Source organism: Caulobacter ginsengisoli, assembly GCF_030814835.1.
Classification (GTDB): Bacteria; Pseudomonadota; Alphaproteobacteria; order Caulobacterales; family Caulobacteraceae; genus Caulobacter; species Caulobacter ginsengisoli.
In genome coordinates, this window is the sequence record NZ_JAUSVS010000003.1 from 234,082 (window position 1) to 255,134 (window position 21,053).

Consider the following 21,053-nt stretch of genomic DNA (forward strand, 5'->3'; position numbering starts at 1 on the left):
GATCCTCAGAAGGGCAACATGCCGATGGACGACTCGACGGCGTTGGCGAGGTTGGCGATGGCCAGCGCCTGGCGCAGGGCGTGGTTGATGTTCCAGGCCGCGACCGAGACGTCCTTGAGGATGCCGGTGGTGTTGGCCAGCACCTCGGGGGTCAGCACCTGCAGCCCGACGGTGGCGGTGGCCTGGGTCGGGTTGAGCAGGATGGGATCGTAGAGGGTCTCCTTGATCGACAGGCTGGTCACCCGCACCGGCACGATCCGTCCCGGCCCCCAGACGAACAGCACCATCGGGACCTTGCCCTTGGGAATCTTGGTCTTCGGAGCCGGCGCCCCGCCCCCGAACGCGGCGCTGACCGAGCCCAGCAGGCCGCCGCCGCCGGTGTCGACCGGGAACATCAGCATCTCGAGGGCGGCGATGCGGGTGTAGATGCCGCTGACCGTCGCCAGCCCGCCGCCCACCCCGCCGTCGGCGATCATGTCCGTGGCGCTCATCGCCAGGTCCAGGCTGAAGGACTGCACCGGGTTGCCGGCCGCCGCCATCGGATCGCCGCTCGACCCGGCGCCGCTCTTGCCCGCCGCCGCGCCGCCGGCGGCGGCCCAGCTGTTGGTCATCCCCTCGGGATTGAACTGGAAGATGATGATGTTGGGCGTGGGGATGGGCAGGGAGTCGTTGAACTCGATCAGCGCGCCGCGGAGGAACTTGCCGGCCATCAGTCGCCCCCTCCCACCTGAGTGCGCACCGCCGAGACGATGGCGGCGGCCTGGGCCTGGACACCGGCGCCCGGCGGCAGGGTGACCGACAGCCGCTCGAGGCTGCGCGCCCCGTTTATCGGCAGACCCGCCAGGCCCGCGCCGACCCGCTCGGCCAGCAGCCGCGCCCCGTCGGCGTCGAGGCCGGGAATGTCGAGCACCAGGCGGCCGATGGTGAGGTTCATGAACCGGCCTCCAGCGGGGTGCGCAGAATGATCCCCTGCTTGGAGAGCTCGCGCTGGGCGGCGGCCAGGACGTGCGGCATGGCGATCCTGCCGCCGTCGGCCTTGGCCAGGAAGGCGGCGCCCAGGGCCGTGGCCTTGATCTCGGCCCCGTTCATCGACAGCTCGCCGGCCAGGAACGCCCAGTCGATGCCGTCCAGCAGGTCCTCGCCGGTCGGGCTTTGCGGCAGCAGCGCCTTCTTCCACAGGGCCAGCCGCTCGTCCTCGCCCGGCGGCAGGAAGTCGATGATCAGCCGCAGCCGGCGCAGGAAGGCGCTGTCCAGCTCGCTCTTGCGGTTGGTGGCCAGGATGGTGACGCCGTTGAACGCCTCGATCCGCTGCAGCAGGTAGTCGATCTCGATATTGGCGAAGCGGTCATGGGCGTCCTTGACCTGGGTCCGCTTGCCGAACAGGGCGTCGGCCTCGTCGAAGAACAGGATGCAGCCGGCCCGCTCGCAATAGTCGAACACCGAGCGCAGCCGCTTCTCGGTCTCGCCGACATACTTGTCGACCACCCCGGCCAGGTCGACGCGGTAGAGGTCCAGGTCCAGCTCGCGGGCGATGACCTGAGCGGCCATGGTCTTGCCCAGGCCCGAGGCCCCGCCGAACAGCGCCGCCAGCCCCCGCCCCATCGGGGTCAGCCGCTCGAAACCCCAGTCCTCGTAGACGGCCCAGCGCAGGCGGATCTGGTCGGCGAACTCGCGCAGTTGCCGCTCCAGCTCGGGGGGCGCGACGAGGTCGTCCCAGACGTAAGGCGTGGGGACCAGGTTCAGGAGGTCGTCCTGCGGCGGCGCCGAGCGGCGCAGGGCCGCGCGGACGGCGCCGGGGCCGATGGGAGCGGCGAGGGCGGCGGCGACCACCTCGCCGGCGGTCAGCCTTTGCAGGGCGACCAGCCGGGGCGGCTCGGCCGGGCTGTGCTGGCTCCAGAGGGCGAGGCGATCGGAGGTGTGCAGCGGCTCCAGGGTGATGGCGGCCTTGCCGGCCGCCGGCCCGAACGGCCCGGCCGCCGGCCAGCCACGCAGGGCCAGGTCGACGGTGTCGCTGACGGCCAGCCAATCGGCGGCGGCGATCCTGTCGGCCCCGCGCCAGTAGGGGATGGCGCCCAGGGCGCGGGCCATGCGGTGGCCGGCGGCCAGGATGCGCTGGGGCTCGGCGTTAGGCCGGCCGAGCAGCAGGGCGGCGTCCAGGGCCAGCAGGGCCTGGCCCCGGCCGGCGGCGAACCGCGCGGCCAGGGTCTGGCGGCCCAGCCCCTCGGCGCCACAGAGGTCGATGACCAGAGGCCGCTCGTCCGAGGCTGCCACCGCCTGGAGCGTGGCCAGCGAGGCCTGGTGCAGCGGCAGGCGCCCCTCGGGGGAAACCAGACGGGCGCCGCCGTCCAGCAGGGGATCGCGCCAGGACCCCTCGGCCAGCGAGACCGCCACGGCCGGGTCGGCGGCCCAGCAGGTGGCCGGCAGGTCCGGGGCCGCGCCGTTCAGCGGCTGCGCCAGCCGCCAGGCCAGCAGCGGCGCGGCGTCCAGCGGCTCGGGGTTATCGAACAGCCGGGCGGCGAGCTGGCGGCTGGGCTGCAGGGCCTGACCGTCGTCCTGCAGATAGGCCAGCACCCGGCCCAGGTCCGGCTCCCAGGCGACCGCCAGGGCCAGGGCCATCAGGTCGGCGGCCGGCGGGCTCAGGCCGAAATCCTCGCAAAAGCCGGTCCAGCCGGCGTCGTTCGCCAGCGCCGCGTCGGCTGCCGCCGCGGTCGGGGCCAGGGCCTTGGCGGTGGGATCGCTGGCCAGGAAGGCGGCGCGGGCGGCGGCCTGGTCGGCGGGGGCGGTCAGCAGCCGTCCGGTCTCGCCGGCGGTGATGGCCAGGCCCTGGTCCGGGCTGGACTGGCCCAGCCGCCACAGCTCGGCCATCCACAGGGCGTGCAGCCGCGCGTGGGCGCGAACCCGGTCCAGCACCCGCGCGACCGTCGCGCCAGGGACGGGCGCTTCGGCAGGCTTGACCAAGCGGGGCGCGGCCGCCGTTTTCGCAGGCACGGCCGACGGCGCCTGGCCCATCAGGCTCCGCAGCTGGTGCAGCCACCAGGCGATGAACAGGGCCAGCCACCTCATGGGATGTCGATCCACCAAGCGGGCGGCGCCTCGATATCGGCGACGCGCAGGCGCAGCGGGTAGCGGCCGGGGGGCTGGCCGGCCGGGGCCTTGAAGGTGATCTGGGTCCCCCCGGCGTTGATGGCGAAGACGCCCGGTCCCGCCGCCCCGCCCGGCGTCAGGGCGTCGGCGCCCAGCAGCACGGCGGTGTCGCCGGGGGTGAAGCCGGCGCCATCCACCGTGTAGAGGCCGGCGACGGGGACCAGAATGGGCAGGGGCCCGGGCACGGTGACGCTGGGCACGATGCTGATCGGGATAGCCGGGCTGCGGTCCGGCCCGCCGGCGCCGGGACCCACGGCCAGCCGATGCAGGCCGCTGGCCGGCGCGCCCGCTCCGGTCGGGACCTTGAGCACGATCTCGGACTCGGCGGCCGGCGTCTGGCGCCAGGCGGTGATGTCGGTCTCGCCGCTGCCGTCGGCCTTGCTGAGATAGATTTTGGCGTCCTTCAGCGCATTGCCGCCGACGCTGAGCAGGGCCCCGGGCGCCGCCACGGCGGGGGAGACATGCATCCGCAGCGTCTCGGCCCCCCCGCCCTTGGGGGCCAGGTAGCTGATGGTCGACCCGGTCTGGAACAGCTGCGGGGCCTCGGCCAGGGGCTCCAGGCCGGCGCCGGCCAGCAGCCGCGATTCCTTGACCGGCTTGGCCGGGGGCGGCGGGGTCTCGGGCGGGCGCAGGAAGACCACCGCCACGCGCAGCAGGGCCGACAGCCGCATGGGCACGGTGATCGACTGCCAGAGGCGGCTCAGCTCATCCAGCGTGGCCTGCTCGACGACCATGACGAAGTCGCGCGGGCCGCCGGCCACCCTCGAATGGAAGGGCTGGGCGTGGAAGCAGGTCAGCGCCATGCTCATCGCCTGCTGTTCGTGGTGAAAGGCGCCGCCCTCCTCGTAGGCGGTCATCAGATAGGTCAGCACCAGGCCGATCGGCTGGCGGGTCGACAGCTGCGGGATGGAGCGCACCGCCGGGTCGTTATTGGGGAAGGTGTTGCGCCAGGCCGGGTCGGAGCCGACATGCATCAGGCTGAGCGTCAGCTGGCAGCCGTTGTCGTCGCGCACCACCTCGGGCGCCTTGCCGGTGACATGGACGGTGAACTTCTTGATGCCGGGTTCGGCCCACAGGGCGGAGTTTTTCACCGCGTCCCGCACCAGCTTGACCAACTCGTCGGTGACGCTGGAGAGGTCGAGGGTGTCGGGAAAAGCCATGCGCCCGATCCCTCAGCTCTGCGCCCGGCCATAGCGCCAGGCATAGCCCGGGCTGGGCATGGCGGGACGGGCCGGCGTGGCGGCGCGATGGGGTTGCGGCGCGGGGGCGGGCGGCGGCGGCGAGGCCATGCGGACCTCGATGGCGCCGATATGGATCGACGGAGCGGCGGCCGGCTCGGCCCGGCGAGGGGCGGTGCGGAGCGGTTCGGCCGGCGCGGCGGGTTGCAGGATCGGGGGCGCGGGCTGGGCGGCGGGCGGAGCGGACCTGGCCTGGGCCCTGGGCAGGTCGACGGCTGGGGCGGGCTTGGACGTGGGCTTGGCCGGTTGCGAGACGGCAAGCGCTGTAGTCGGGAGGGCTTGAGCCAGCGGCTCGGGTGTCGAAGGCCTCGGCGATGGCGCGGCTGCGACCGTCGGCTCGGCGGCGGTCGGCGCGGGCCTGGCCGGAGCAGGGCGCGGCGCATGGGGTGTCGGAGGCTGGAGGGGCTGAACCACGACGGCTTGCGGAACCGGCGCGGGCGTATCGACCGCAGCCTTGATCGGCGTTTCGGTCAGGCGGGGCGGCGCGAGCGCCGGTGGGACTTCGGCCAGTACCGCTTCGTTCGGCGGCGGGTCGGGCAGGATAGGAGTGACCGTCTGCGGGATCGGCGACGCCACTGGGCCCGGCTCCGGGATCGCGGCGCGGGGCGCTGGCTGGGGCAGAGGCCGGGTCACGGCCGGCGCAGGCGGCGGGGCCTCGTCGCCCGGCTCGGCCGGCCGGCGCGTGCTGGGGCCCAGCGCCAGGGGAGCCTGGGCCAGCGGGTTGGCGAGGCGCGCCAGGTATGCGGGGACCTTGGCCATCAGGCGGCCAGCCCCCGGTCGCGGATGCGGGCGGCGTAGTCCTGACGCCGGCGGCGCGGCAGGCTGAGAATCTCGGCCTCCGACCAGTGATAGGCCCGGGCGATCAGGTCGACCTCCTCGGTGATCCGTCCGAAGGCCCGCTGCACCTCGGCGACGACGAAGGCCGGCACGTGGAACACCGCCCGGACCGGCGCGCCGCAACCGGGGCAGACGCCCTCCAGGGTCTGGGAGACCTCCGGGGCGATGGCCTCCATGGCGCTGACGCAGCGCAGCTTCAGCCGGGCTGGCGGGTTGGGCGGCTCGATGCAGCGACGGGCCAGCAGGTCTGCCCCGCCTCCGGCCTGGGCCATCACCTGGTCGCGCACCGCCGGCGGGCGGAAGGCCGCCTCGCCCAACCGTCGCCAGCCCGGACGGTCCGGGTCGTCGCTGACCCCGCGCGGCCGGCCGGGCGTGACGCCCGCCACGAAGTCGGCCAGCGAGAACTCGATCTCCACCCGCTCCCCGCAGCCGTCCTGCGGACAGAAGAAGTCGCTGCGCACCAGGTCCCCGAACAACCCGCGCCGGAAGGCCAGCAGCAGCAGCTCGAAGTCGGTGACGCTGAGCGCCGACCAGTCGTCGGCGCCGTCGTCGGCCGGGCTGGCCAGCCGCTGCAGCAGGACCAGCGCCGTTTCCAGCGGCGAGCCCTGCGCCTCGGCTATGGCCAGTTCGTCGGCCCCGGCCAGGGGCCGCAGCCTGACGGTCCGCCCGTCGACGGGAAGATGCACGACCGTCCCACCGAACATGACGCGCCTAGATTTCTTTCGGCTCGGACAGGGCCAGATCCTGTTCCCAGCCCTCATGGGCGAGCTTGATATGCTCCAGGGCGATGGCGTTGGCGCCGGCGTCCAGGTCCGGCAGGGCCTGGTATTCCGACACCCAGCAGCGGTGCAGGTGGAAGCGGTAGACCGGCTGGCGCGCCTCGTTGAGCAGGTCGATCCGCACCTCGCGGCGCAGGTCCTTGAGCGAGGTCGAGGCCGCGCCCTTGTCCAGCACCTGGGCGGCGTTGGCCCAGACCGCGAAGTCCGGATCGTGGGTCAGGCCCCGCTCCAGGGTGATGTCGTCGTACTTGGTCCGCCCCAGGCCCCGGCGGATGATGGCGTCGCCGCCCTGCTTGTAGTCGATCGGCTCGGACGAGCGCTTCAGCCCGCCCACCTTGCTGACGGCGGCCACGGGGGTGGTCGAGGCGCCGAAATAGACCAGGAAGGCGAAGGTCTTGTAGGGGTCGAAGCGGTTCACATTGACGCTGAAAGTCGGCATGGCGGTCTTCCTTAAGAGGCGGCCTGGCCGGCCAGGTGGGCGATCTTGATGACCACGAACTCGGCGGGTTTCAGCGGGGCGAAGGCCACCACGATGTTGACGATGCCGTTCTGCTGATCGTCGGCCGTGGTGGTCGAGGCGTCGCACTTGACCTGGAAGGCCAGGCTGGGCTTCGACCCCTGCAGGGCGCCCTGGTTGAACAGGGACAGCATGAAGTTCTCGATCGAGCTGCGGATCGACAGCCATAAAGGCTCGTCATTGGGCTCGAAGATCACCCAGCGCAGGTTGGCCAGCAGGGTCTGCTCGATGAACAGGGTCATCCGCCGCACGGGCACGTATTTCGACTGCGCGAAGGCGTCGTTGTCGGCCACCGTCGTGCGGGCCCCGAACACGACCGTGCCGGTGGTGAACTGGCGCAGCACGTTGATCGAGGACTTGTTGAGCACCCCGTGGCGCGGGTCGTTCATGCGGCCGGTCGGCACTGGGCCGGTGGTGTCCAGCACCGTGGTCTCCAGCCCCGCCGGCGCCTTCCACACCCCGCGCCGGCTGTCGGTGCGGGCATAGATGCCGGCGACAAAGCCCGACGGCGGCACGTCGATCGGCTTGCCGGTGATCTGGTCGGTGCTCTGCAGGTAGGGGAAGTAGAGGGCCGCGTTCTGGCTGCGCGGGATGTTGGCCCAGGCCGCCTCGATGGTCCAGCCGCCGCCGCTGGCGTCGGCCTCGGCGTTGGGCGGCGGGTCGGCGATGTAGAAGGCCCGCTTGCGCTCGGCGAAGGCCATGGCCGCGCTCTGCACCGCGTTTGCCGAGACGCCCGGGGTCACCAGGATGTTGAACTGCTCGACCTTGTCCAGCGAGGTGTCGGCCTGGAAGACCCCGATGAAGTCCGCGCCGCTGAAGTTGGAATCATGGGCCGGAAAGGCCGAGGCCAGGACCTTGATGGTCCCCGCCTCCGGACCAGGCACCGTGACCCCATAGCCGCCGCCGGCCGGCGCCACGGTGACCAGATTGGAGATGTCGTTGATCCGGCTGCCGGGGCTGTCCGCCGCGGCCCCGGTCAGCGAGACGCCGCGATAGGTCTCGACCCGGCTGCCATAGGCGATGACCAGGTCGAAGACGTCGTTGGCCCCCCGCACGTTGGTGATCGAAATCTGCATCGGCACGATGTCGGTCGGCTCGAGCGCCGTGAAGGTTATGCCGGTCAGGCCGGCGGCCGGCAGCTTGACCTGGGCGTATTGCGGATCGCCGACATTGGCGACGAAGGCGCCGGCGTTGAACAGCTTGGGCGTCAGCCCCACCACCCAGGTGTCCGAGCCGCCGTTGAGGAAGAACTCATAGACCGAACGGGCCAGGGCCGGCTCGGCCAGGCCGCTGGTGAACAGCCCGCCGAACCAGGTCTCGTAGTCCGAGAAGCTGAACAGCCGGATGGCTTTGCCGGGCGGCGCCTTGGTCCGGTAGGGGTGGCTGTAGCCGATGAAGGCTCCCACCGAGGTCGGCGCCGCGGCGATGCTATGGGCGCTGAATGGCAGTTCCTCGATGTAGAGGCCGGGATAGGAGACCGAAACGGGCATCGGCAAACCTCGAGCTGGATTGAAGGGGAGACGCGGCCAGGGCGTTGCTGGAAGGGCGGCCGTCAGACACCGGGGACGGTGGACTGGGCCTTGGTGGGTGGGCCGCCGTCCGTGCCGCCCAGCAACTTGAAGCTGCTGGCCTTGGGCACGCCCCAACCACCGGCCGGCATGTCGACGTCCAACAGGAAGTCGAAGACGCCATCCAGGTCCTTGAGCGCGGTCTTGGGCGAGGGCTTGGTCCAGGTGATGACCAGGTCGAGATTGGCGCCGTTCTTGACCAGTTCGGCCGCCGGAGCCGGGTCGGTGGCCTTCGCCACCCGGCGGGTGGTCAGCTCCAGGCCGCCGCCTGTCCAGACGCCCGACGCGTCGAAGGGCGCTTTGGCTGCCACGCTCAGGGCGCCGGGGGGCTTGCTGACATAGGCCAGGCCCGGATTGCTGCCGCTCGCCGCGTCCTTGCCCAGCAGGCCCTCGATATTGGCCTTGGTGACGCTGTTATAGGTCTCGACCAGGTCGACGGTCATGTCGACCGTGGTTTCCTCGGGCTTCACCATGGGTGAAGGGTTGACGAGGGTGATCTTGATGAAGTTGCCGGTCGAGCCGGCGTCCAGGGCCCGGATGACCATCGCGGGGGTGACCGGCGGCGGCGGGGCCGGCTGCAGCAGGCCACGGGCGGCCAGGTTGTCCAGATAGTGCTGGACGGCCGACTGGGTGGGGCCGGGGATCTTCGCCCAGCCGGGCCAGCCCTTGGGATCGATCTTGCCGCCCGTGAAGGACAGCAGTCCCAGCGGGATCGAAAGTTGATGGCCGCCGTCATCGACCAGGGTCACCGGCGAACCGCCGAGCACGGCTTGAGGCATGGGCCCTCCTTGGCGACCCGGGCGTGCGACCGCACGCCGGCGGCGGCGCCGGTTGTGGGAGTATGGAAATGGAAAAAAGCAGGCGCGCCGGCCGACACCGACGTGTGAACACGTAGAACGCGAAACTGGTCTGGCTTTACGCCTTGCCGGGAATTATGCGCCCTGCGGTTGTCGCGTCAACCCGGAAAAACCCAAACTGGGCGAGTCGGGGTCGGCGAACGGGATGATTTCTCGCGGGTTTTGGTTAAGGCGGCCCGATGTGGGGCGCTGGCGGTGGGGGCAGTCGAACCGCTAACGTGTTCGAGTTGGCTGAGCGCGCGCCGTAGGCCGGCGTAGGCAGTCGCTCCATTCCGGATGTGGTTGGCGGCTAAGGATCGGTGGGCCGCTGTCGGGACCTACTTCGGCGGCGCGCGAACGTCGGCTTCTGACGTATTGCGGGCGAAGGGTAGACCCTAACGACCGCCTCCGCATGACCTGAGCCGAGCCGTTCGGGGCGTCAGGGCGATATACTGCTCGTATCGATAGCGGCCCAATTAATATTGGATGGCGCATCGCGGCCGCTTGGCTCGATACTCATCAACACCCATGCGTATGGGGCGCATGGACACCTCGCGGGCCCGGCACAAACGCCTCTGGAGGCTTCCAGGCCGCAATTTGATCGGTCCAGGCTGTCGGGCCGGGCGCACTTGCTTCGTCCTTTGGCGACGGCCAGCAGCTGGCCAACGCAAACGGAGGCGCGCCATGTCGATCACGCTCTATGAATTGCAGCCCACCCGCTCGACCCGAGTCCGCTGGATCTTGTTGGAGCTCGGCTTGCCCTACGAGAGCATCGAGGGGCCAGATGTGTTCGCCATGCCCGAGCTCGCCGCGATCCATCCGCTCAGCAAGCTGCCGGCGCTGCGCGATGATGGCCGGCCACTTTTCGAGTCCGCCGCCATCTGCACCTGGCTCGCCGATAGCCATCCGGAGGCCGGTCTGATCGCGCCCTCGGGCGCCTGGGCGCGGGCCCTGCACGACCAGTGGGTGGCCTTCACGCTCTCCGAGATCGAGGCCTTCCTCTGGCACACCGCCCGCAACCTCTTCGTCTTGCCGGAGGAAGAACGCGTTCCGGCCGTCTACCCTCAGAACGAAGCCGCCGCCAAGCGCGGTCTCGCCGCCCTCGACGCCCACCTGCGGGACAGGGAATGGCTGGTGGAGGACCGCTTCTCGGTCACCGACATCTTTGTCGGCTACGCGGCCTGCTGGGCCCGGTGGCTGGGGATGACCGCTGATCTCCCTCATCTGGTCGCCTACACCGAGCGCCTGCAGGCCCGGCCCCTCTGCACCTATCGACCGGACGTCTTCGGCCCCTGACGCGAGGACCATCAAGATGCCCGCTCGATATGCTGGCGCGGCCTGGAGTGCGCAAAGCTCTCAAAGCGGCGGTCGGCCGAAACCTTCCCTAGCCGGCGTGGGCGCCCACGCCCTTACCTTGGAGACGACGATGACAAGCGAAAGCTTCCGCGATGCGGAAAGCCTCCAGACCGAGGAAATCCTGAGGCGCTTCGATCAGGTGTTCCTCACCCACGATCCCGCGGATCTGCAGCAGCTGGTTGCGGACGACTGCGTCATCGAGAACACGCAGCCCGCGCCGGACGGGTCCCGTCACGAGGGTAAGGAAGCCTGCATCGCTCTATGGACCCGCATAGCCACGAACGCGGACATCCACTTCGAAAACGAACGCTACATCGCGCGAGGCGATCACGGCGTTATCCAATGGCGGCTGGTCTGGGGGCCTGATCCTTCAAGCTCGGTGCGCGGCGTCAATCTGATGCGTGTTCGCGCCGGCCAGATCGTCGAAGCTCAGGGATATGTGAAGGGCGTATAGGATCGGGCGCCCTACTGCAGCCGGCTCGCAGAGGCACGCTGGGTGCTGCTTGGCTATCGGAGCCAACGAAGGTCAGGTTCTTGGCTGAGCCTCAATGTCCGGAGCTGGCGCTAAGCCGACCTCCCAGTAGCCAGATGAGCCTCTTCTCACTCTCGAATCAGGATTCGCTGGGGTGAATGCTGGGGCTGGATTGTGAAACGGCAGAAATATTGAATAAATTCAGTTAATAACGGCTGATGGTGGCGGTGGGGCAGTCACTCAGGAAGTTGTCTCCATTCTGGGGCCTGCATGACAGCTGCGGCGAGATGACTTGATACAGGACAATGCGGTTTCCGCGCCCGCCTCTAGGCTGAGGTCGATGCACGGGGACCGTCTGCATGATCGATGCTCAAATCCGGCCGGAGGCGCCGAGCGGCGGCGCATCCCCCATGGTGCGCGTGCTGTTCTTTGGGCCGATCGGCGATTGTTGCGGCCGCTCGCTTGAAGTCGCTTTGCCGTCCGCCGGCTGTCCCCTGAGCCAATTCAAGCTCCGCATTGTCCGACAGGTCGAAGGCGCGACCCAGGCGCTTGGGCAACGCGGCATGCGGGTCGCGATCGACCAGGCGATGATCACCGGCGATCCCTGGGTGTTTCCCGGCCAGGAAGTGACCTTTCTCTCTCCCTTCTCCGGAGGCTGACCGTTGAACCTCGCCATTGCCCCCAAGGCCGCCAAGGGACCAGGCATCAATCCCGACCTGCCCTTCTATCCTTTGTCGATCGCTGTCCTCACGGTGTCCGATACCCGGGACGAGCGCACCGACACCTCCGGCGGCCTGCTGGCGCAGAGGCTGCAGGCGGCCGGCCACGGGCTGGCGGCCAAGGCGATCGTGCGCGACGAGATCGCAGCCATCCAGGCCCAGGTCCGCGCCTGGACCCTCGACCCGGCGGTCGACGTCATCCTGACCACTGGCGGCACCGGTTTCGCGCCGCGCGATATCACGCCCGAAGCGATCCAGCCGATGCTCTCCCGCCAGATGGACGGCTTTTCGGTGGTGTTTCACCAGGCCAGCCAGACCACGGTGGGCATATCGACGCTGCAATCGCGGGCCTTGGCCGGACAGATCGACGAGACTTTCATCTTCTGCGTGCCGGGTTCGACCGGCGCCTGCCGCGACGCCTGGGACCTGGTGCTGGCCCTGGAATTCGACAGCCGCTTCAAGCCTTGTTCTCTGGTCGGACAGATACCCCGTTACCGTGGGGTGTGCTCGTGATCGGCTTCGACGAGGCCTGCCGGCGGCTGGCGGCCCTCGCCACGCCGCTGGGTGTGGAGTTCGTACCCCTGGATCGGGCGGCCGGCCGCATCCTGGCCGCGCCGGTGATCGCGCGGCGGTCAGCACCGGCGGTCGAGGTTTCGGCGATGGACGGTTATGCGGTGCGCGACGCCGACCTGGCGGCGGGACCGGTGCGGCTGCGGCTGGTCGGGGAAGCCTTCGCCGGATCGGCCCCGCGCCTGGCGCCGCTCGGCGCGGGCGATTGCGTGCGCATTTTCACCGGCGCGCCGATGCCCGCCGGCGCTGACCGCGTGGTGATCCAGGAGGTCACCCGTCGCGAGGGTGAGGCCGTGCTGCTGGTCGAGCGCCCCTCGCCAGCGTGGCATGTCCGCGCGGCCGGCTCGGATTTCGCCTTGGGCGAGACGCTGCTGGACGCCAGCGTCCGGCTCTCGCCCCAGGCCCTGGTAGCCGCCGCCGCCGCCGACATCGGGGCGGTCCAGGCCTACCGCCGGCCGCGCCTGGCCTTGATCAGCACCGGCGACGAACTCGTCGCCCCCGGTCAGGCCGCCGACGCGCCGGGAACCATCCCGGAGAGCGTTTCGTTCGGTGTCGCCGCGCTCGCTGACGCCTGGGGCGGCGAGGTGGTCTCCCGCCGGCGCCTGGGCGATGACCTGCCGGGCCTGGCCCGCGCGGCGGGCGAGGCGCTGGACGAGGCTGACGTCGTCGTGGTGACGGGTGGGGCCTCGGTGGGCGAGCGGGACTTCTCCAAGGCGATGTTCCAGTCGCACCGACTGCGCCTGGCGTTCGAAAAGGTGGCGATCAAGCCCGGCAAGCCGGTCTGGCTGGGCCGGGCGGGAAAACGGATCGTCCTGGGCCTGCCGGGCAATCCCTCCGCGGCGATGGTGACGGCCCGCCTGTTCCTGGCGCCGCTGCTGGCCGGCCTGGGTGGCCGCAGGCCCGAGGAAGCCCTGGCCTGGCGCACCATGCCCCTGCTGGCGCCGCTGGACGCCTGCGGCGACCGGGAATGCTTTCATCGGGGGCGCGGCGCCGCCGACGGGGTAAAGCCCCTGGGCAATCAGGACTCCTCGGCCCAGAAGGAACTGGCGATGGCGGATTTGCTGATCCGCCGCCGGGCCGGCGCGCGGCTCCTGCCAGCCGGCGGGCTTGTCGAGGTTCTGTCCTTCTAACACCTTAAAAATGGCGGCGGCGAACAGGAAGTCCGCCGCCGCATTAACGCCCATCCCCGGTAGCGGCATTCGTACCCCGGGGATGTGGCCGGGGCTCGGGTCCGCTGCCTTGGGCGTCAATCCAGGAATGGCGCGAAGAGCACCTGGTTTTCGATCTGCATATGCTCGCGCAGGTCCACATCGAGCTTGCGGCAGAGCGCGGTCAGGGCTCGCCAGGTGGCGCAGGCGCCAGGCGGATGGCTGAAGTCCTGGGTCAGGGTCCGCAGCTGCAGCAACTGGGCCTCGACGTCCTCGTGTTCGGCCATCATCCGCTGGACTGGGAAGCGGATCATCGGGCTGCCGCCGGCCAGGATCATCGGAAACAGGACCTGCTCCTCCCGCTGCTGGTGGCTCTCCAGGTCGTCGAGCATGAAGGTCAGCAGGTCGGCGAGGCCCCGCGGGCACTCGGGCTCGGCAGCGTGCATCGCCTCGACCTTGCGGGCCAGGGCGATAGCCTGGGGCAACTCGCGGCGGTGGGGCTCATGGTACTGGGTCAGGATCAGGCCGATCAGGCTGGCCGACCTGAGGTCCGGATCGCCGTCGGGCTTGGGCGTCATCAGGGCGCAGCGGATTTGCGGCGTCGCAGCGGAATGGTTGGCCGACGAGATCGGGGGGTCTTCAAGCACGGCGGACTCCTTTGATCGAACCCTAGCGGGTCTGGACCGGGTGCGCCTTGAACCGGCGCCGCCGACGGCTTGATGTTCCTCAAGCCCCGCCTTGTCGCATCGCGGGGCCGGCGCCGGCTGCGCCTCAAATGGCCTGATCCGAGAATCAGCCAGCCTCGTCCGCTTCCTGGGAGTGCATGGCGATGGCGTTCGATTCTCCGCTGGCGGGCGAAATCTGGTCCAGCAAATACCGGTTCAATCCTGAAGGCATGGCAGGCGACGGGACGGTGGAGGATACTTGGTCGCGCGTGGCGGCCGCCCTCGCCGAGGCGGAAACCCCGGACCTGCGCGGGCCGATGCGCGAACGCTTCGCCGAGGCCCTGCGCGACTATCGCTTCCTGCCCGCCGGCCGGATCCTGGCCGGGGCGGGCACGGCGCGGACGGTGACGCTGTTCAACTGCTTCGTCATGGGCCGCATTCCCGACGATCTGGGCGGCATCTTCGCCCAGGTCCGCGAGGCGGCCCTGACCCTGCAGCAGGGCGGGGGCGTGGGTATGGATTTCTCCTCGATCCGCCCGGCCGGGGCGCGGGTGAGGGGCGTGGGAGCCGACGCCTCCGGTCCGCTCAGCTTCATGGATGTTTGGGACAGCATGTGCCGCACCATTCTCTCCGCCGGCCAGCGGCGGGGGGCGATGATGGGGTGCCTGCGGATCGACCATCCCGACATCGAGGCCTTCATCGACGCCAAGCGGGAGGGGGCGCGGCTGCGCAATTTCAATCTCTCGGTCCTGGTCCCCGACGCCTTCATGCAGGCCCTGGCCGACGACACCGACTGGCCGCTGGTGTTCGAGGGCAAGGTGCAGGGGTCGGTCCGGGCGACGGAGCTGTGGGGCCGGCTGATGCGGGCCACCTATGACGCGGCCGAGCCGGGGGTGATCTTCATCGACCGGGTGAACGCCCGCAACAACCTGGGCTACTGCGAGACCATCCTGGCCAGCAATCCCTGCGGTGAGCAGATGCTGCCGGCCTACGGCGCCTGTCTGCTGGGTTCGATCAACCTGGCGCGGCTGGTGGCGACGCCCTTCCAGCCCGGGGCGGAGCTGGACCTGGACCAGCTCTCCGCCCTGACCCGCACGGCGGTGCGCATGCTGGACAACGTCATCGACGTCTCGCGCTTTCCGCTCAAGGCCCAGGCCACCGAGGCCCGCGCCAAGCGGCGGATCGGCCTGGGGGTCACGGGCCTGGCCGACGCCCTGGTCTTCTGCGGCGTTCCCTACGGCGGCGACCGCGCCGTCGAGCTGACCGGCCAGTGGCTGGAACGGATCAAGCGCGAGGCCTATCGCGCCTCGGCCGAACTGGCGGCCGAGAAGGGCGTCTTTCCCCTCTATGACCCCGCCATCCTGGACCGGCCCAATCTCCTTGAGCTCGATTCCGAGACCCGCGAGCTGATCGCCAGGCACGGCCTGCGCAACGGCTGCCTGACCTCCATCGCCCCGACCGGCACCACCTCGCTGCTGGCCGGCAACGTCTCGTCGGGCATCGAGCCGGTATTCGCCTATGCCTATGTCCGCAAGGTGCGCCAGCCGGACGGCTCCCAGCGGGAGGAGCCGGTCGAGGACTATGCGCTGTCGGTGTGGAAGCGGCTGCATGGCGATGCTCCGCCCCCGGAGGATGTCTTCGTCAGCGCCCAGACCCTCACCCCTCAGGCCCATGTCCGCATGCAGGCCGCCGCCCAGGCTCACGTCGACAGCTCGATCTCCAAGACCGTCAACTGCCCGGCCGACATCGGCTTCGAGGACTTCAGCGACATCTACCGGCTGGGCTGGCGCAGCGGCTGCAAGGGGATGACCACCTATCGGCCCAACGCCATCACCGGCTCGGTGCTCTCGGTCGAGCCGGCGCTGGCGCCCGCCGACGGCCCGGTCCTGATCCCCCGGCCCGAGGCCCTGGAGGGCGCCACCTACAAGCTGGTCTGGCCCGAAAGCGCCCATGCCGTCTATGTCACCCTCAACGATGTCGAGGACGGTGGCGTGCGGCGGCCGTTCGAGATCTTCATCAACTCCAAGAACATGGACCACTACGCCTGGACGCTGGGCCTGACCCGGATGATCTCGGCCGTGTTCCGGCGCGGCGGCGACGTCGGCTTCGTGGCCGAGGAGCTGAAGGCGGTGTTCGATCCGCGCGGCGGCGCCTGGCTGGGCGGCCGTTACGTGCCCTCGCTGCTGGCGGCGATCGGCGGGGTGATCGAGCGGCACCTGGGGGGGCCGGCGCCCGCACTGGTGGCCGAGCCGACGCCCACCGGAAAGCCCCTCGCCATGGCCAGTTGCCCGCGCTGCGGAGGCTTCGAGCTGATCCGCAAGGAGGGTTGCGACAGCTGCCTGTCCTGCGGCTATTCGAAATGTGGCTAACCGCTGCTTGATGCCTGTCAATCCGTTCGGTCGCTTGTCGCGCTACCCTTGCATATGACCAGCACCTCAGCCGCCCGGCGCGCCTACGAGGGGCCGACGCTTTTCAGCTACGGCTTTCGTCCCTTCTTCCTGTTCGGCGCGGCGTGGAGCGCCCTGGTCGTGCCGCTCTGGCTGTTCAGCTATTTCCACGGCGGTCCGGCCGCCCTGACGCGCGAATGGCATATCCATGAGATGATCTTCGGATTCCTGGCGGCGGTGATCGCCGGGTTCCTGACCACCGCCGTTCCCAACTGGACCGGCCGCATGCCGGTGATCGGCGCGCCGCTGGCGGTTCTGGTCTCGCTCTGGGGATCGGGGCGGGTGGCCATGCTGTTTCAGGACCTGCTGGGACCCATGGCCGCGATGATCGACAGCCTGTTCCTCATCGCCTTCGCCGCCGTCATCTGGCGGGAGGTCTTGGCCGGCCGCAATTGGCGAAACCTGCCGGTCTGCGGGCTGGTGACTCTGTTGGCCCTGGCCAATATCGCCTTTCATCTGCGGGTGGCCGATGAATTGGGCGTGCGCCTGGCGCTGGGCGCGGCGAGCCTGCTGATCGCCCTGATCGGCGGCCGCATCATCCCCAGCTTCACCCGCAACTGGATGAAGACGCGCGGCCTGGAGTCTGGGCCGGCATTGTTCGGCATGATAGACCGAGTGGCGCTAGGACTGACGGGCCTGGGCGCGGCGCTCTGGGTCATGGCGCCGACGGGAACGCTTACCGGCGTGGCCCTGGCGCTGGCGGGCGCCGCTCATCTGGTTCGGCTCTCCCGCTGGCGAGGTCGGCAGACCCTGGCCGAGCCGCTCGTCTGGATTCTGCACCTGGGCTACGGATGGCTGGGCGCTGCACTGATCCTGCTGGGCGCCGCGGCCGCCGCGCCGGATCTCGTGGCGCGCTCGGCCGGCATCCACGCCCTGACCGCCGGCGCGGTGGGCGTCATGACCCTGGCGGTGATGAGCCGCGCCACGCGCGGACACAGCGGTCGCCCCCTGACGGCCGGCTGGGCGACGACGGCGATCTACCTGACCATCAACGCCGCCGCCTTGCTGCGCGTGGCGGCGCCCTTCATTCCGAATCTGCAGACGGGGCTGTTGATCGCCTCGGGCCTGGCCTGGTCGCTGGCGTTCGGCGGCTTCGCCGTCGCCTATTACGGGATGCTGGCCCTGCCGCGCCCGAGGGCCGCTTGATCTCCGTCAAGGCGCTCCCACGGGACGGCGGCTAAGACTTCGCTTCGGCTGGGCCTTCGCCCGGCCGCATCTGCTCCGAGCGGCCTTGGCCTAACGCGCATCCGCGCCAGGGCCCGGTCGCCGCGCCGGCCTGACCGGCAAGGGTGACGGGGGAAACGCCGTCGCCTCCCGCGCTTGGAAAGGAGCCAAGAGTTGGACGATCTCGTCGACGGTTTCGGCCGCCGCTTTCACTATCTGCGGCTCTCGGTCACCGAGGTCTGCAATTTCCGCTGCACCTACTGCCTGCCGGACGGGTTCAAGAAGACCGCGCCCCTGACCTTCCTGACGCCGCTCGAATGCGAGCGGGTGGTGCGGGCGTTCGCTGACCTCGGCGTCTCCAAGATCCGGCTGACAGGCGGCGAGCCCAGCGTGCGCCGCGACCTGGCCCAGATCATCGCGCGGACGGCCGCCGTTCCCGGGGTCTCCAAGGTCTGCATCACCACCAACGGCTGGAACCTGGAGCGCCAGATCGACGTCTGGCGCCAGGCGGGCCTGACCAATCTCAATGTCAGCATCGACTCGCTCGACCGCGAGGGCTTCAGGCGGATCACCGGCCACGACCGGCTGCCGGCCGTGGTGGCGGGGCTGGACCGGGCGCTGGAGCTCGGCGTGCCGGCCGTCAAGGTCAACGGGGTGCTGATGCGAGACACCGCCGAGGACGGCTTCGCCGACTTCGTGGAGTTCGTTCGCGAAAGGCCCGTGGCGGTGCGGTTCATCGAGCTGATGCGCACTGGCGACAACGCCGAATTCTTCGCCGACCAGCACATTCCAGGGACGGTGCTCACCAACTGGCTGACCGAGCGCGGCTGGACGCCCCGCGCCCGGGCCTTCGACGACGGGCCGGCGGTCGAATATGTCCACCCCGACTTCGCCGGCCGGATCGGGCTGATCGCTCCCTATGCGCCGGGCTTCTGCGACAGCTGCAACCGCCTGCGGATCACCGCGCGCGGCCAGCTGCGGCTCTGCCTGTTCGGCGAACTGGGGGTCGGGCTGAAGGACCTGCTCGAGGTCGACGCGCCCGAGGCGCTGCAGGCGCGAATCCTGGCGGCGCTGGCCGGCAAGCCGGCGGGGCATCGCCTGCACGAGGGCAATGCCGGCGACACCCGCCAACTGGCCCAGTTCGGCGGCTGAGGTCAGGCCGCGCGGATGCCCCGATCGGGGAGGGGCCAGCGTTCCTGCTGGGCCTGGCCGGTGAGGGCGTCGGTGACCGGCTGGTGGTTGTCGATCAGCGGGTCGGGCTTGGCCAGGCGCTCCAGCACCGCCGGCCGGGTGATGGTCACCGACGGTCCGTGGACCTCCACGCCATAGTCGGCCAGGCTGGCCAGCGAGCGCGAGAGGTTCTCGGGCGTCATGCCGAGCAGCGAGGCCAGCACCCGCTTTTCATGCGGCAGTTCGAAGGTGGCCCCGCCGCCCTGACGCAGGCGCTGGGTGATCAGATAGTTGGCCAGCCGCTCCAGCCCGCCGCGCAGCTTCTGGTTCTTCAACGTGCGGACCAGGCCGCGGTAGCAGCCGGCCATCTCCTGGGCGACCGCGACCGCGAAGCCGGCGTCCTGGGACATCACCCGCCGGATGGCCGCGCCCGAGATCATCAGGATGTCCGAGCGCTCCACCGTCTGGGCGCTCATCAGCCCGTCGGCGTCCAGCACCACGGCGGCCAGGATGAAGGTCGAGACGGGGCGCAGGACCGCCAGCGTCGTCTCCCTGTCGTTCCAGGTCCCCTCCAACTCGACCATGCCGTCCAGCAGCACATAGAGGAAGTCGACCTGGTCACCCTCCAGCAGCAGGGTGGTGCCGGCGGGAAAGCGTTGCAGGAAGGCGCCGGTCGTCAGGGTCCGGAAGGTCTCGTCCGTGCAGCCGCAGAACAGGGGCAGGGCCCTGACCCGTTCCAGATCGACATCCCGCATCGGCGCGCCTCATTGGAGTCCAGGAGGTTGAATGCCGCCCGGTTGCCGGTCGCGCCTTGATTTGCATCAAGACGGCTCGCCGCTTGATGTTCGTCAACCGAATAGATGATCAACGTTTACTGACGAGTATAACTACGTAGGCCGCGGGTGGATATACATGCGCCTATTCGGCCAATTCGACGTCGAGATTGATCTCCGTCAAACCCCCTGACCTGTAATTGTAAGATCAACACGGCGATGCGGCGCCATCGGGCTCCGCGCAACGCCGAGATCGCCGTGAACCACGCCGCCGCCCCCTCTCAATCTGGCGCCGCCTCGCAACCCGGCGCCCCCTCTTTGCCGGGCGCCAACGCCGCCCTCGGCATGAGCACCCTGGCCTTCACGGCCTGTTTCGCGGTCTGGACCGTGTTCTCGATCATCGGGATCAGGATCAAGCAGGACCTGGGCCTCACCGAAGCGGAGTTCGGCCTGCTGGCCGGGACCCCGATCCTCACCGGCTCGCTGATCCGGGTGCCCCTGGGCATCTGGGCCGACCAGTTTGGTGGTCGAGTGGTCAACCTGGCGGTGATGCTGTCCGCCGCCCTGGCCACCTGGCTGCTCTCCTACGCCCACACCTATCCGCAGTTCCTGCTGGCGGCGCTGGGCGTCGGCCTGGCGGGGGGCAGCTTCTCGGTGGGCGTGGCCTATGTCTCGAAATTCTTCCCCAAGGCCAAGCAGGGCACGGCCCTGGGCGTCTTCGGGGCCGGCAATGTCGGGGCGGCGGTCACCAAGTTCGCCGCGCCCTTCGTGATGCTGGCCTTCGGCTGGCAGAGCGTCGCCCAGATATGGGCCAGCGTCCTGGCCGGGCTGGCCGTCATCTACTTCCTCACCACCCGTGACGATCCCGAGCTGATCGAGCGCCGCCGTACGGGCGCCAAGGCGACGCCCGCCCTCATGCAGCTGGAGCCGCTGAAGCGGCTGCAGGTCTGGCGCTTCGCCCTCTACTACTTCTTCTGCTTCGGGGCCTTCGTGGCGCTGTCCCTGTGGCTGCCCCACTATCTGGTGGCGGTCTATCACCTACCGCTGATCGCGGCCGGCATGCTGGCGGCGGCCTATTCGATCCCGGGCTCGCTGTTCCGGGTGTTTGGCGGCTGGCTGTCCGACCGTATCGGGGCGCGGCGGGTGATGTACATCACCTTCGGCGTCAGCGTCGTCTGCACCTTCCTGCTGTCCTATCCGGCGACCACTTACATCGTCGACGGCATCGGCGGGCCGATCACCTTCCGCCTGGCCCTGGGTCTGGTCCCGTTCGTGATCCTGCTGTTCACGCTGGGCTTCGCCATGAGCCTGGGCAAGGCGGCGGTCTACAAGCACATCCCCGTCTACTACCCCGAGACCATCGGCTCGGTCGGCGGGCTGGTCGGCATGATCGGCGGCCTGGGCGGCTTCGTCCTGCCGATCGCCTTCGGGGCCCTGAACGATCTGACCCACGTCTGGACCAGCTGCTTCATGCTGCTCTTCCTGCTGGTCGCCGGCGCCCTGGCCTGGATGCATCTGGCCATCCGCCGGATGGAGCGGGCCCGCACCCCGGCCCTGCGCGACCTGCCCGAACTGCCGGAAATGGCCGGCCTCCATCCCCAACCGGCGCCGCCCCAGGCCGCCGAATGATCTCGCAAGGGAGAACAATTC

20 protein-coding genes and 1 riboswitch are annotated in these 21,053 nt (G+C 69.9%); of the genes, 9 read left to right on the plus strand and 11 right to left on the minus strand.

The features are described from left to right. Positions 1–5: 5 nt before the first annotated feature. The 9 genes from QO010_RS10920 to QO010_RS10960 all read right to left on the minus strand — a co-directional run bounded on the left by QO010_RS10920 (position 6) and on the right by QO010_RS10960 (position 8,862). Complete coding sequence (locus QO010_RS10920) at positions 6–710, minus strand: hypothetical protein (protein ID WP_307349060.1); 705 nt, start codon at positions 708–710, stop codon at positions 6–8. Further along, a complete protein-coding gene (locus tag QO010_RS10925; protein WP_307349062.1) occupies positions 710–934 on the minus strand; it encodes a hypothetical protein in 225 nt (74 codons plus the stop codon). Before QO010_RS10925 ends, QO010_RS10920 begins: the two co-directional genes overlap by 1 nt. Further along, positions 931–3,063 (minus strand): ATP-binding protein, encoded by a 2,133-nt coding sequence (locus tag QO010_RS10930; RefSeq protein ID WP_307349064.1) that lies wholly within the window; start codon positions 3,061–3,063, stop codon positions 931–933. Before QO010_RS10930 ends, QO010_RS10925 begins: the two co-directional genes overlap by 4 nt. After that, positions 3,060–4,304, minus strand: coding sequence for a Pvc16 family protein (locus QO010_RS10935; protein ID WP_307349066.1), 1,245 nt, complete (start codon positions 4,302–4,304; stop codon positions 3,060–3,062). Before QO010_RS10935 ends, QO010_RS10930 begins: the two co-directional genes overlap by 4 nt. A 12-nt stretch (positions 4,305–4,316) precedes the next feature. Further along, positions 4,317–5,141 carry a hypothetical protein gene (locus tag QO010_RS10940; protein ID WP_307349068.1) on the minus strand — a complete coding sequence of 275 codons (825 nt, stop codon included), beginning with the start codon at positions 5,139–5,141 and terminating at the stop codon, positions 4,317–4,319. Beyond that, a complete protein-coding gene (locus tag QO010_RS10945; protein WP_307349070.1) occupies positions 5,141–5,905 on the minus strand; it encodes a T4 family baseplate hub assembly chaperone in 765 nt (254 codons plus the stop codon). Before QO010_RS10945 ends, QO010_RS10940 begins: the two co-directional genes overlap by 1 nt. Before the next feature lie 25 nt (positions 5,906–5,930). Continuing rightward, on the minus strand, positions 5,931–6,437 hold the full coding sequence (locus tag QO010_RS10950; RefSeq protein WP_307349073.1) for a phage tail protein: 507 nt from the start codon (positions 6,435–6,437) through the stop codon (positions 5,931–5,933). Positions 6,438–6,448: 11 nt separating this feature from the next. After that, entirely contained in the window at positions 6,449–8,005 is a 1,557-nt protein-coding gene (locus tag QO010_RS10955; protein WP_307349075.1) for a phage tail sheath family protein, read from the minus strand. 62 nt (positions 8,006–8,067) lie between these two features. Next, positions 8,068–8,862 (minus strand): hypothetical protein, encoded by a 795-nt coding sequence (locus QO010_RS10960; protein ID WP_307349078.1) that lies wholly within the window; start codon positions 8,860–8,862, stop codon positions 8,068–8,070. A 741-nt stretch (positions 8,863–9,603) separates the two neighbouring features. On the opposite strand from QO010_RS10960, the gene QO010_RS10965 reads away from it, so the two are divergent. From QO010_RS10965 to QO010_RS10985, 5 genes are all read left to right on the plus strand, one after another. Further along, positions 9,604–10,215 carry a glutathione S-transferase family protein gene (locus QO010_RS10965; RefSeq protein ID WP_307349080.1) on the plus strand — a complete coding sequence of 204 codons (612 nt, stop codon included), beginning with the start codon at positions 9,604–9,606 and terminating at the stop codon, positions 10,213–10,215. 130 nt (positions 10,216–10,345) lie between these two features. Continuing rightward, entirely contained in the window at positions 10,346–10,729 is a 384-nt protein-coding gene (locus tag QO010_RS10970) for a nuclear transport factor 2 family protein (protein ID WP_307349081.1), read from the plus strand. Between the two features lie 377 nt (positions 10,730–11,106). After that, entirely contained in the window at positions 11,107–11,406 is a 300-nt protein-coding gene (locus tag QO010_RS10975) for a MoaD/ThiS family protein (RefSeq protein WP_307349082.1), read from the plus strand. A 3-nt stretch (positions 11,407–11,409) separates the two neighbouring features. Then, positions 11,410–11,979, plus strand: a complete 570-nt coding sequence (moaB, locus tag QO010_RS10980) for a molybdenum cofactor biosynthesis protein B (RefSeq protein WP_307349083.1) — start codon at positions 11,410–11,412, stop codon at positions 11,977–11,979. Continuing rightward, positions 11,976–13,166, plus strand: coding sequence for a molybdopterin molybdotransferase MoeA (locus tag QO010_RS10985; RefSeq protein ID WP_307349084.1), 1,191 nt, complete (start codon positions 11,976–11,978; stop codon positions 13,164–13,166). Before moaB ends, QO010_RS10985 begins: the two co-directional genes overlap by 4 nt. Before the next feature lie 116 nt (positions 13,167–13,282). Here QO010_RS10985 and QO010_RS10990 read toward each other — a convergent pair whose 3' ends face one another. Next, positions 13,283–13,831 (minus strand): hemerythrin domain-containing protein, encoded by a 549-nt coding sequence (locus tag QO010_RS10990; protein ID WP_307349086.1) that lies wholly within the window; start codon positions 13,829–13,831, stop codon positions 13,283–13,285. 182 nt (positions 13,832–14,013) lie between these two features. Here QO010_RS10990 and QO010_RS10995 point away from each other — a divergent pair, with 182 nt between their 5' ends. The 3 genes from QO010_RS10995 (at position 14,014) to moaA (ending at position 18,612) form a co-directional block, all read left to right on the plus strand. Continuing rightward, positions 14,014–16,218 carry an adenosylcobalamin-dependent ribonucleoside-diphosphate reductase gene (locus QO010_RS10995; RefSeq protein WP_307349088.1) on the plus strand — a complete coding sequence of 735 codons (2,205 nt, stop codon included), beginning with the start codon at positions 14,014–14,016 and terminating at the stop codon, positions 16,216–16,218. Between the two features lie 54 nt (positions 16,219–16,272). Beyond that, positions 16,273–17,442 carry an NnrS family protein gene (locus QO010_RS11000; RefSeq protein WP_307349089.1) on the plus strand — a complete coding sequence of 390 codons (1,170 nt, stop codon included), beginning with the start codon at positions 16,273–16,275 and terminating at the stop codon, positions 17,440–17,442. A 65-nt stretch (positions 17,443–17,507) separates the two neighbouring features. Further along, positions 17,508–17,643: riboswitch (molybdenum cofactor riboswitch) on the plus strand. After that, positions 17,635–18,612, plus strand: coding sequence for a GTP 3',8-cyclase MoaA (gene moaA / locus QO010_RS11005; RefSeq protein WP_307349091.1), 978 nt, complete (start codon positions 17,635–17,637; stop codon positions 18,610–18,612). It overlaps the preceding riboswitch by 9 nt. A gap of 2 nt (positions 18,613–18,614) precedes the next feature. Here moaA and ftrB read toward each other — a convergent pair whose 3' ends face one another. Beyond that, positions 18,615–19,385 (minus strand): transcriptional activator FtrB, encoded by a 771-nt coding sequence (gene ftrB / locus QO010_RS11010; protein WP_307349093.1) that lies wholly within the window; start codon positions 19,383–19,385, stop codon positions 18,615–18,617. Between the two features lie 237 nt (positions 19,386–19,622). Between ftrB and QO010_RS11015 the strand changes: the two genes are divergently transcribed. Continuing rightward, on the plus strand, positions 19,623–21,032 hold the full coding sequence (locus QO010_RS11015) for an MFS transporter (RefSeq protein WP_307349095.1): 1,410 nt from the start codon (positions 19,623–19,625) through the stop codon (positions 21,030–21,032). Positions 21,033–21,053: the final 21 nt, after the last annotated feature.

Excerpts from the sequence above, each read along its gene's own strand:
- QO010_RS10930 (WP_307349064.1), bottom strand. The coding sequence starts at position 3,063 with ATGAGGTGGCTGGCCCTGTTCATCGCCTGGTGGCTGCACCAGCTGCGG.
- QO010_RS11015 (WP_307349095.1), top strand. The coding sequence starts at position 19,623 with ATGCGGCGCCATCGGGCTCCGCGCAACGCCGAGATCGCCGTGAACCAC.
- QO010_RS10995 (WP_307349088.1), top strand. The coding sequence starts at position 14,014 with ATGGCGTTCGATTCTCCGCTGGCGGGCGAAATCTGGTCCAGCAAATAC.
- QO010_RS10970 (WP_307349081.1), top strand. The coding sequence starts at position 10,346 with ATGACAAGCGAAAGCTTCCGCGATGCGGAAAGCCTCCAGACCGAGGAA.
- QO010_RS10960 (WP_307349078.1), bottom strand. The coding sequence starts at position 8,862 with ATGCCTCAAGCCGTGCTCGGCGGTTCGCCGGTGACCCTGGTCGATGAC.
- QO010_RS10940 (WP_307349068.1), bottom strand. The coding sequence starts at position 5,141 with ATGGCCAAGGTCCCCGCATACCTGGCGCGCCTCGCCAACCCGCTGGCC.
- QO010_RS10920 (WP_307349060.1), bottom strand. The coding sequence starts at position 710 with ATGGCCGGCAAGTTCCTCCGCGGCGCGCTGATCGAGTTCAACGACTCC.
- QO010_RS10955 (WP_307349075.1), bottom strand. The coding sequence starts at position 8,005 with ATGCCCGTTTCGGTCTCCTATCCCGGCCTCTACATCGAGGAACTGCCA.
- ftrB (WP_307349093.1), bottom strand. The coding sequence starts at position 19,385 with ATGCGGGATGTCGATCTGGAACGGGTCAGGGCCCTGCCCCTGTTCTGC.
- QO010_RS10975 (WP_307349082.1), top strand. The coding sequence starts at position 11,107 with ATGATCGATGCTCAAATCCGGCCGGAGGCGCCGAGCGGCGGCGCATCC.
- QO010_RS10925 (WP_307349062.1), bottom strand. The coding sequence starts at position 934 with ATGAACCTCACCATCGGCCGCCTGGTGCTCGACATTCCCGGCCTCGAC.
- QO010_RS10935 (WP_307349066.1), bottom strand. The coding sequence starts at position 4,304 with ATGGCTTTTCCCGACACCCTCGACCTCTCCAGCGTCACCGACGAGTTG.
- QO010_RS10965 (WP_307349080.1), top strand. The coding sequence starts at position 9,604 with ATGTCGATCACGCTCTATGAATTGCAGCCCACCCGCTCGACCCGAGTC.
- QO010_RS11000 (WP_307349089.1), top strand. The coding sequence starts at position 16,273 with ATGACCAGCACCTCAGCCGCCCGGCGCGCCTACGAGGGGCCGACGCTT.
- QO010_RS10950 (WP_307349073.1), bottom strand. The coding sequence starts at position 6,437 with ATGCCGACTTTCAGCGTCAATGTGAACCGCTTCGACCCCTACAAGACC.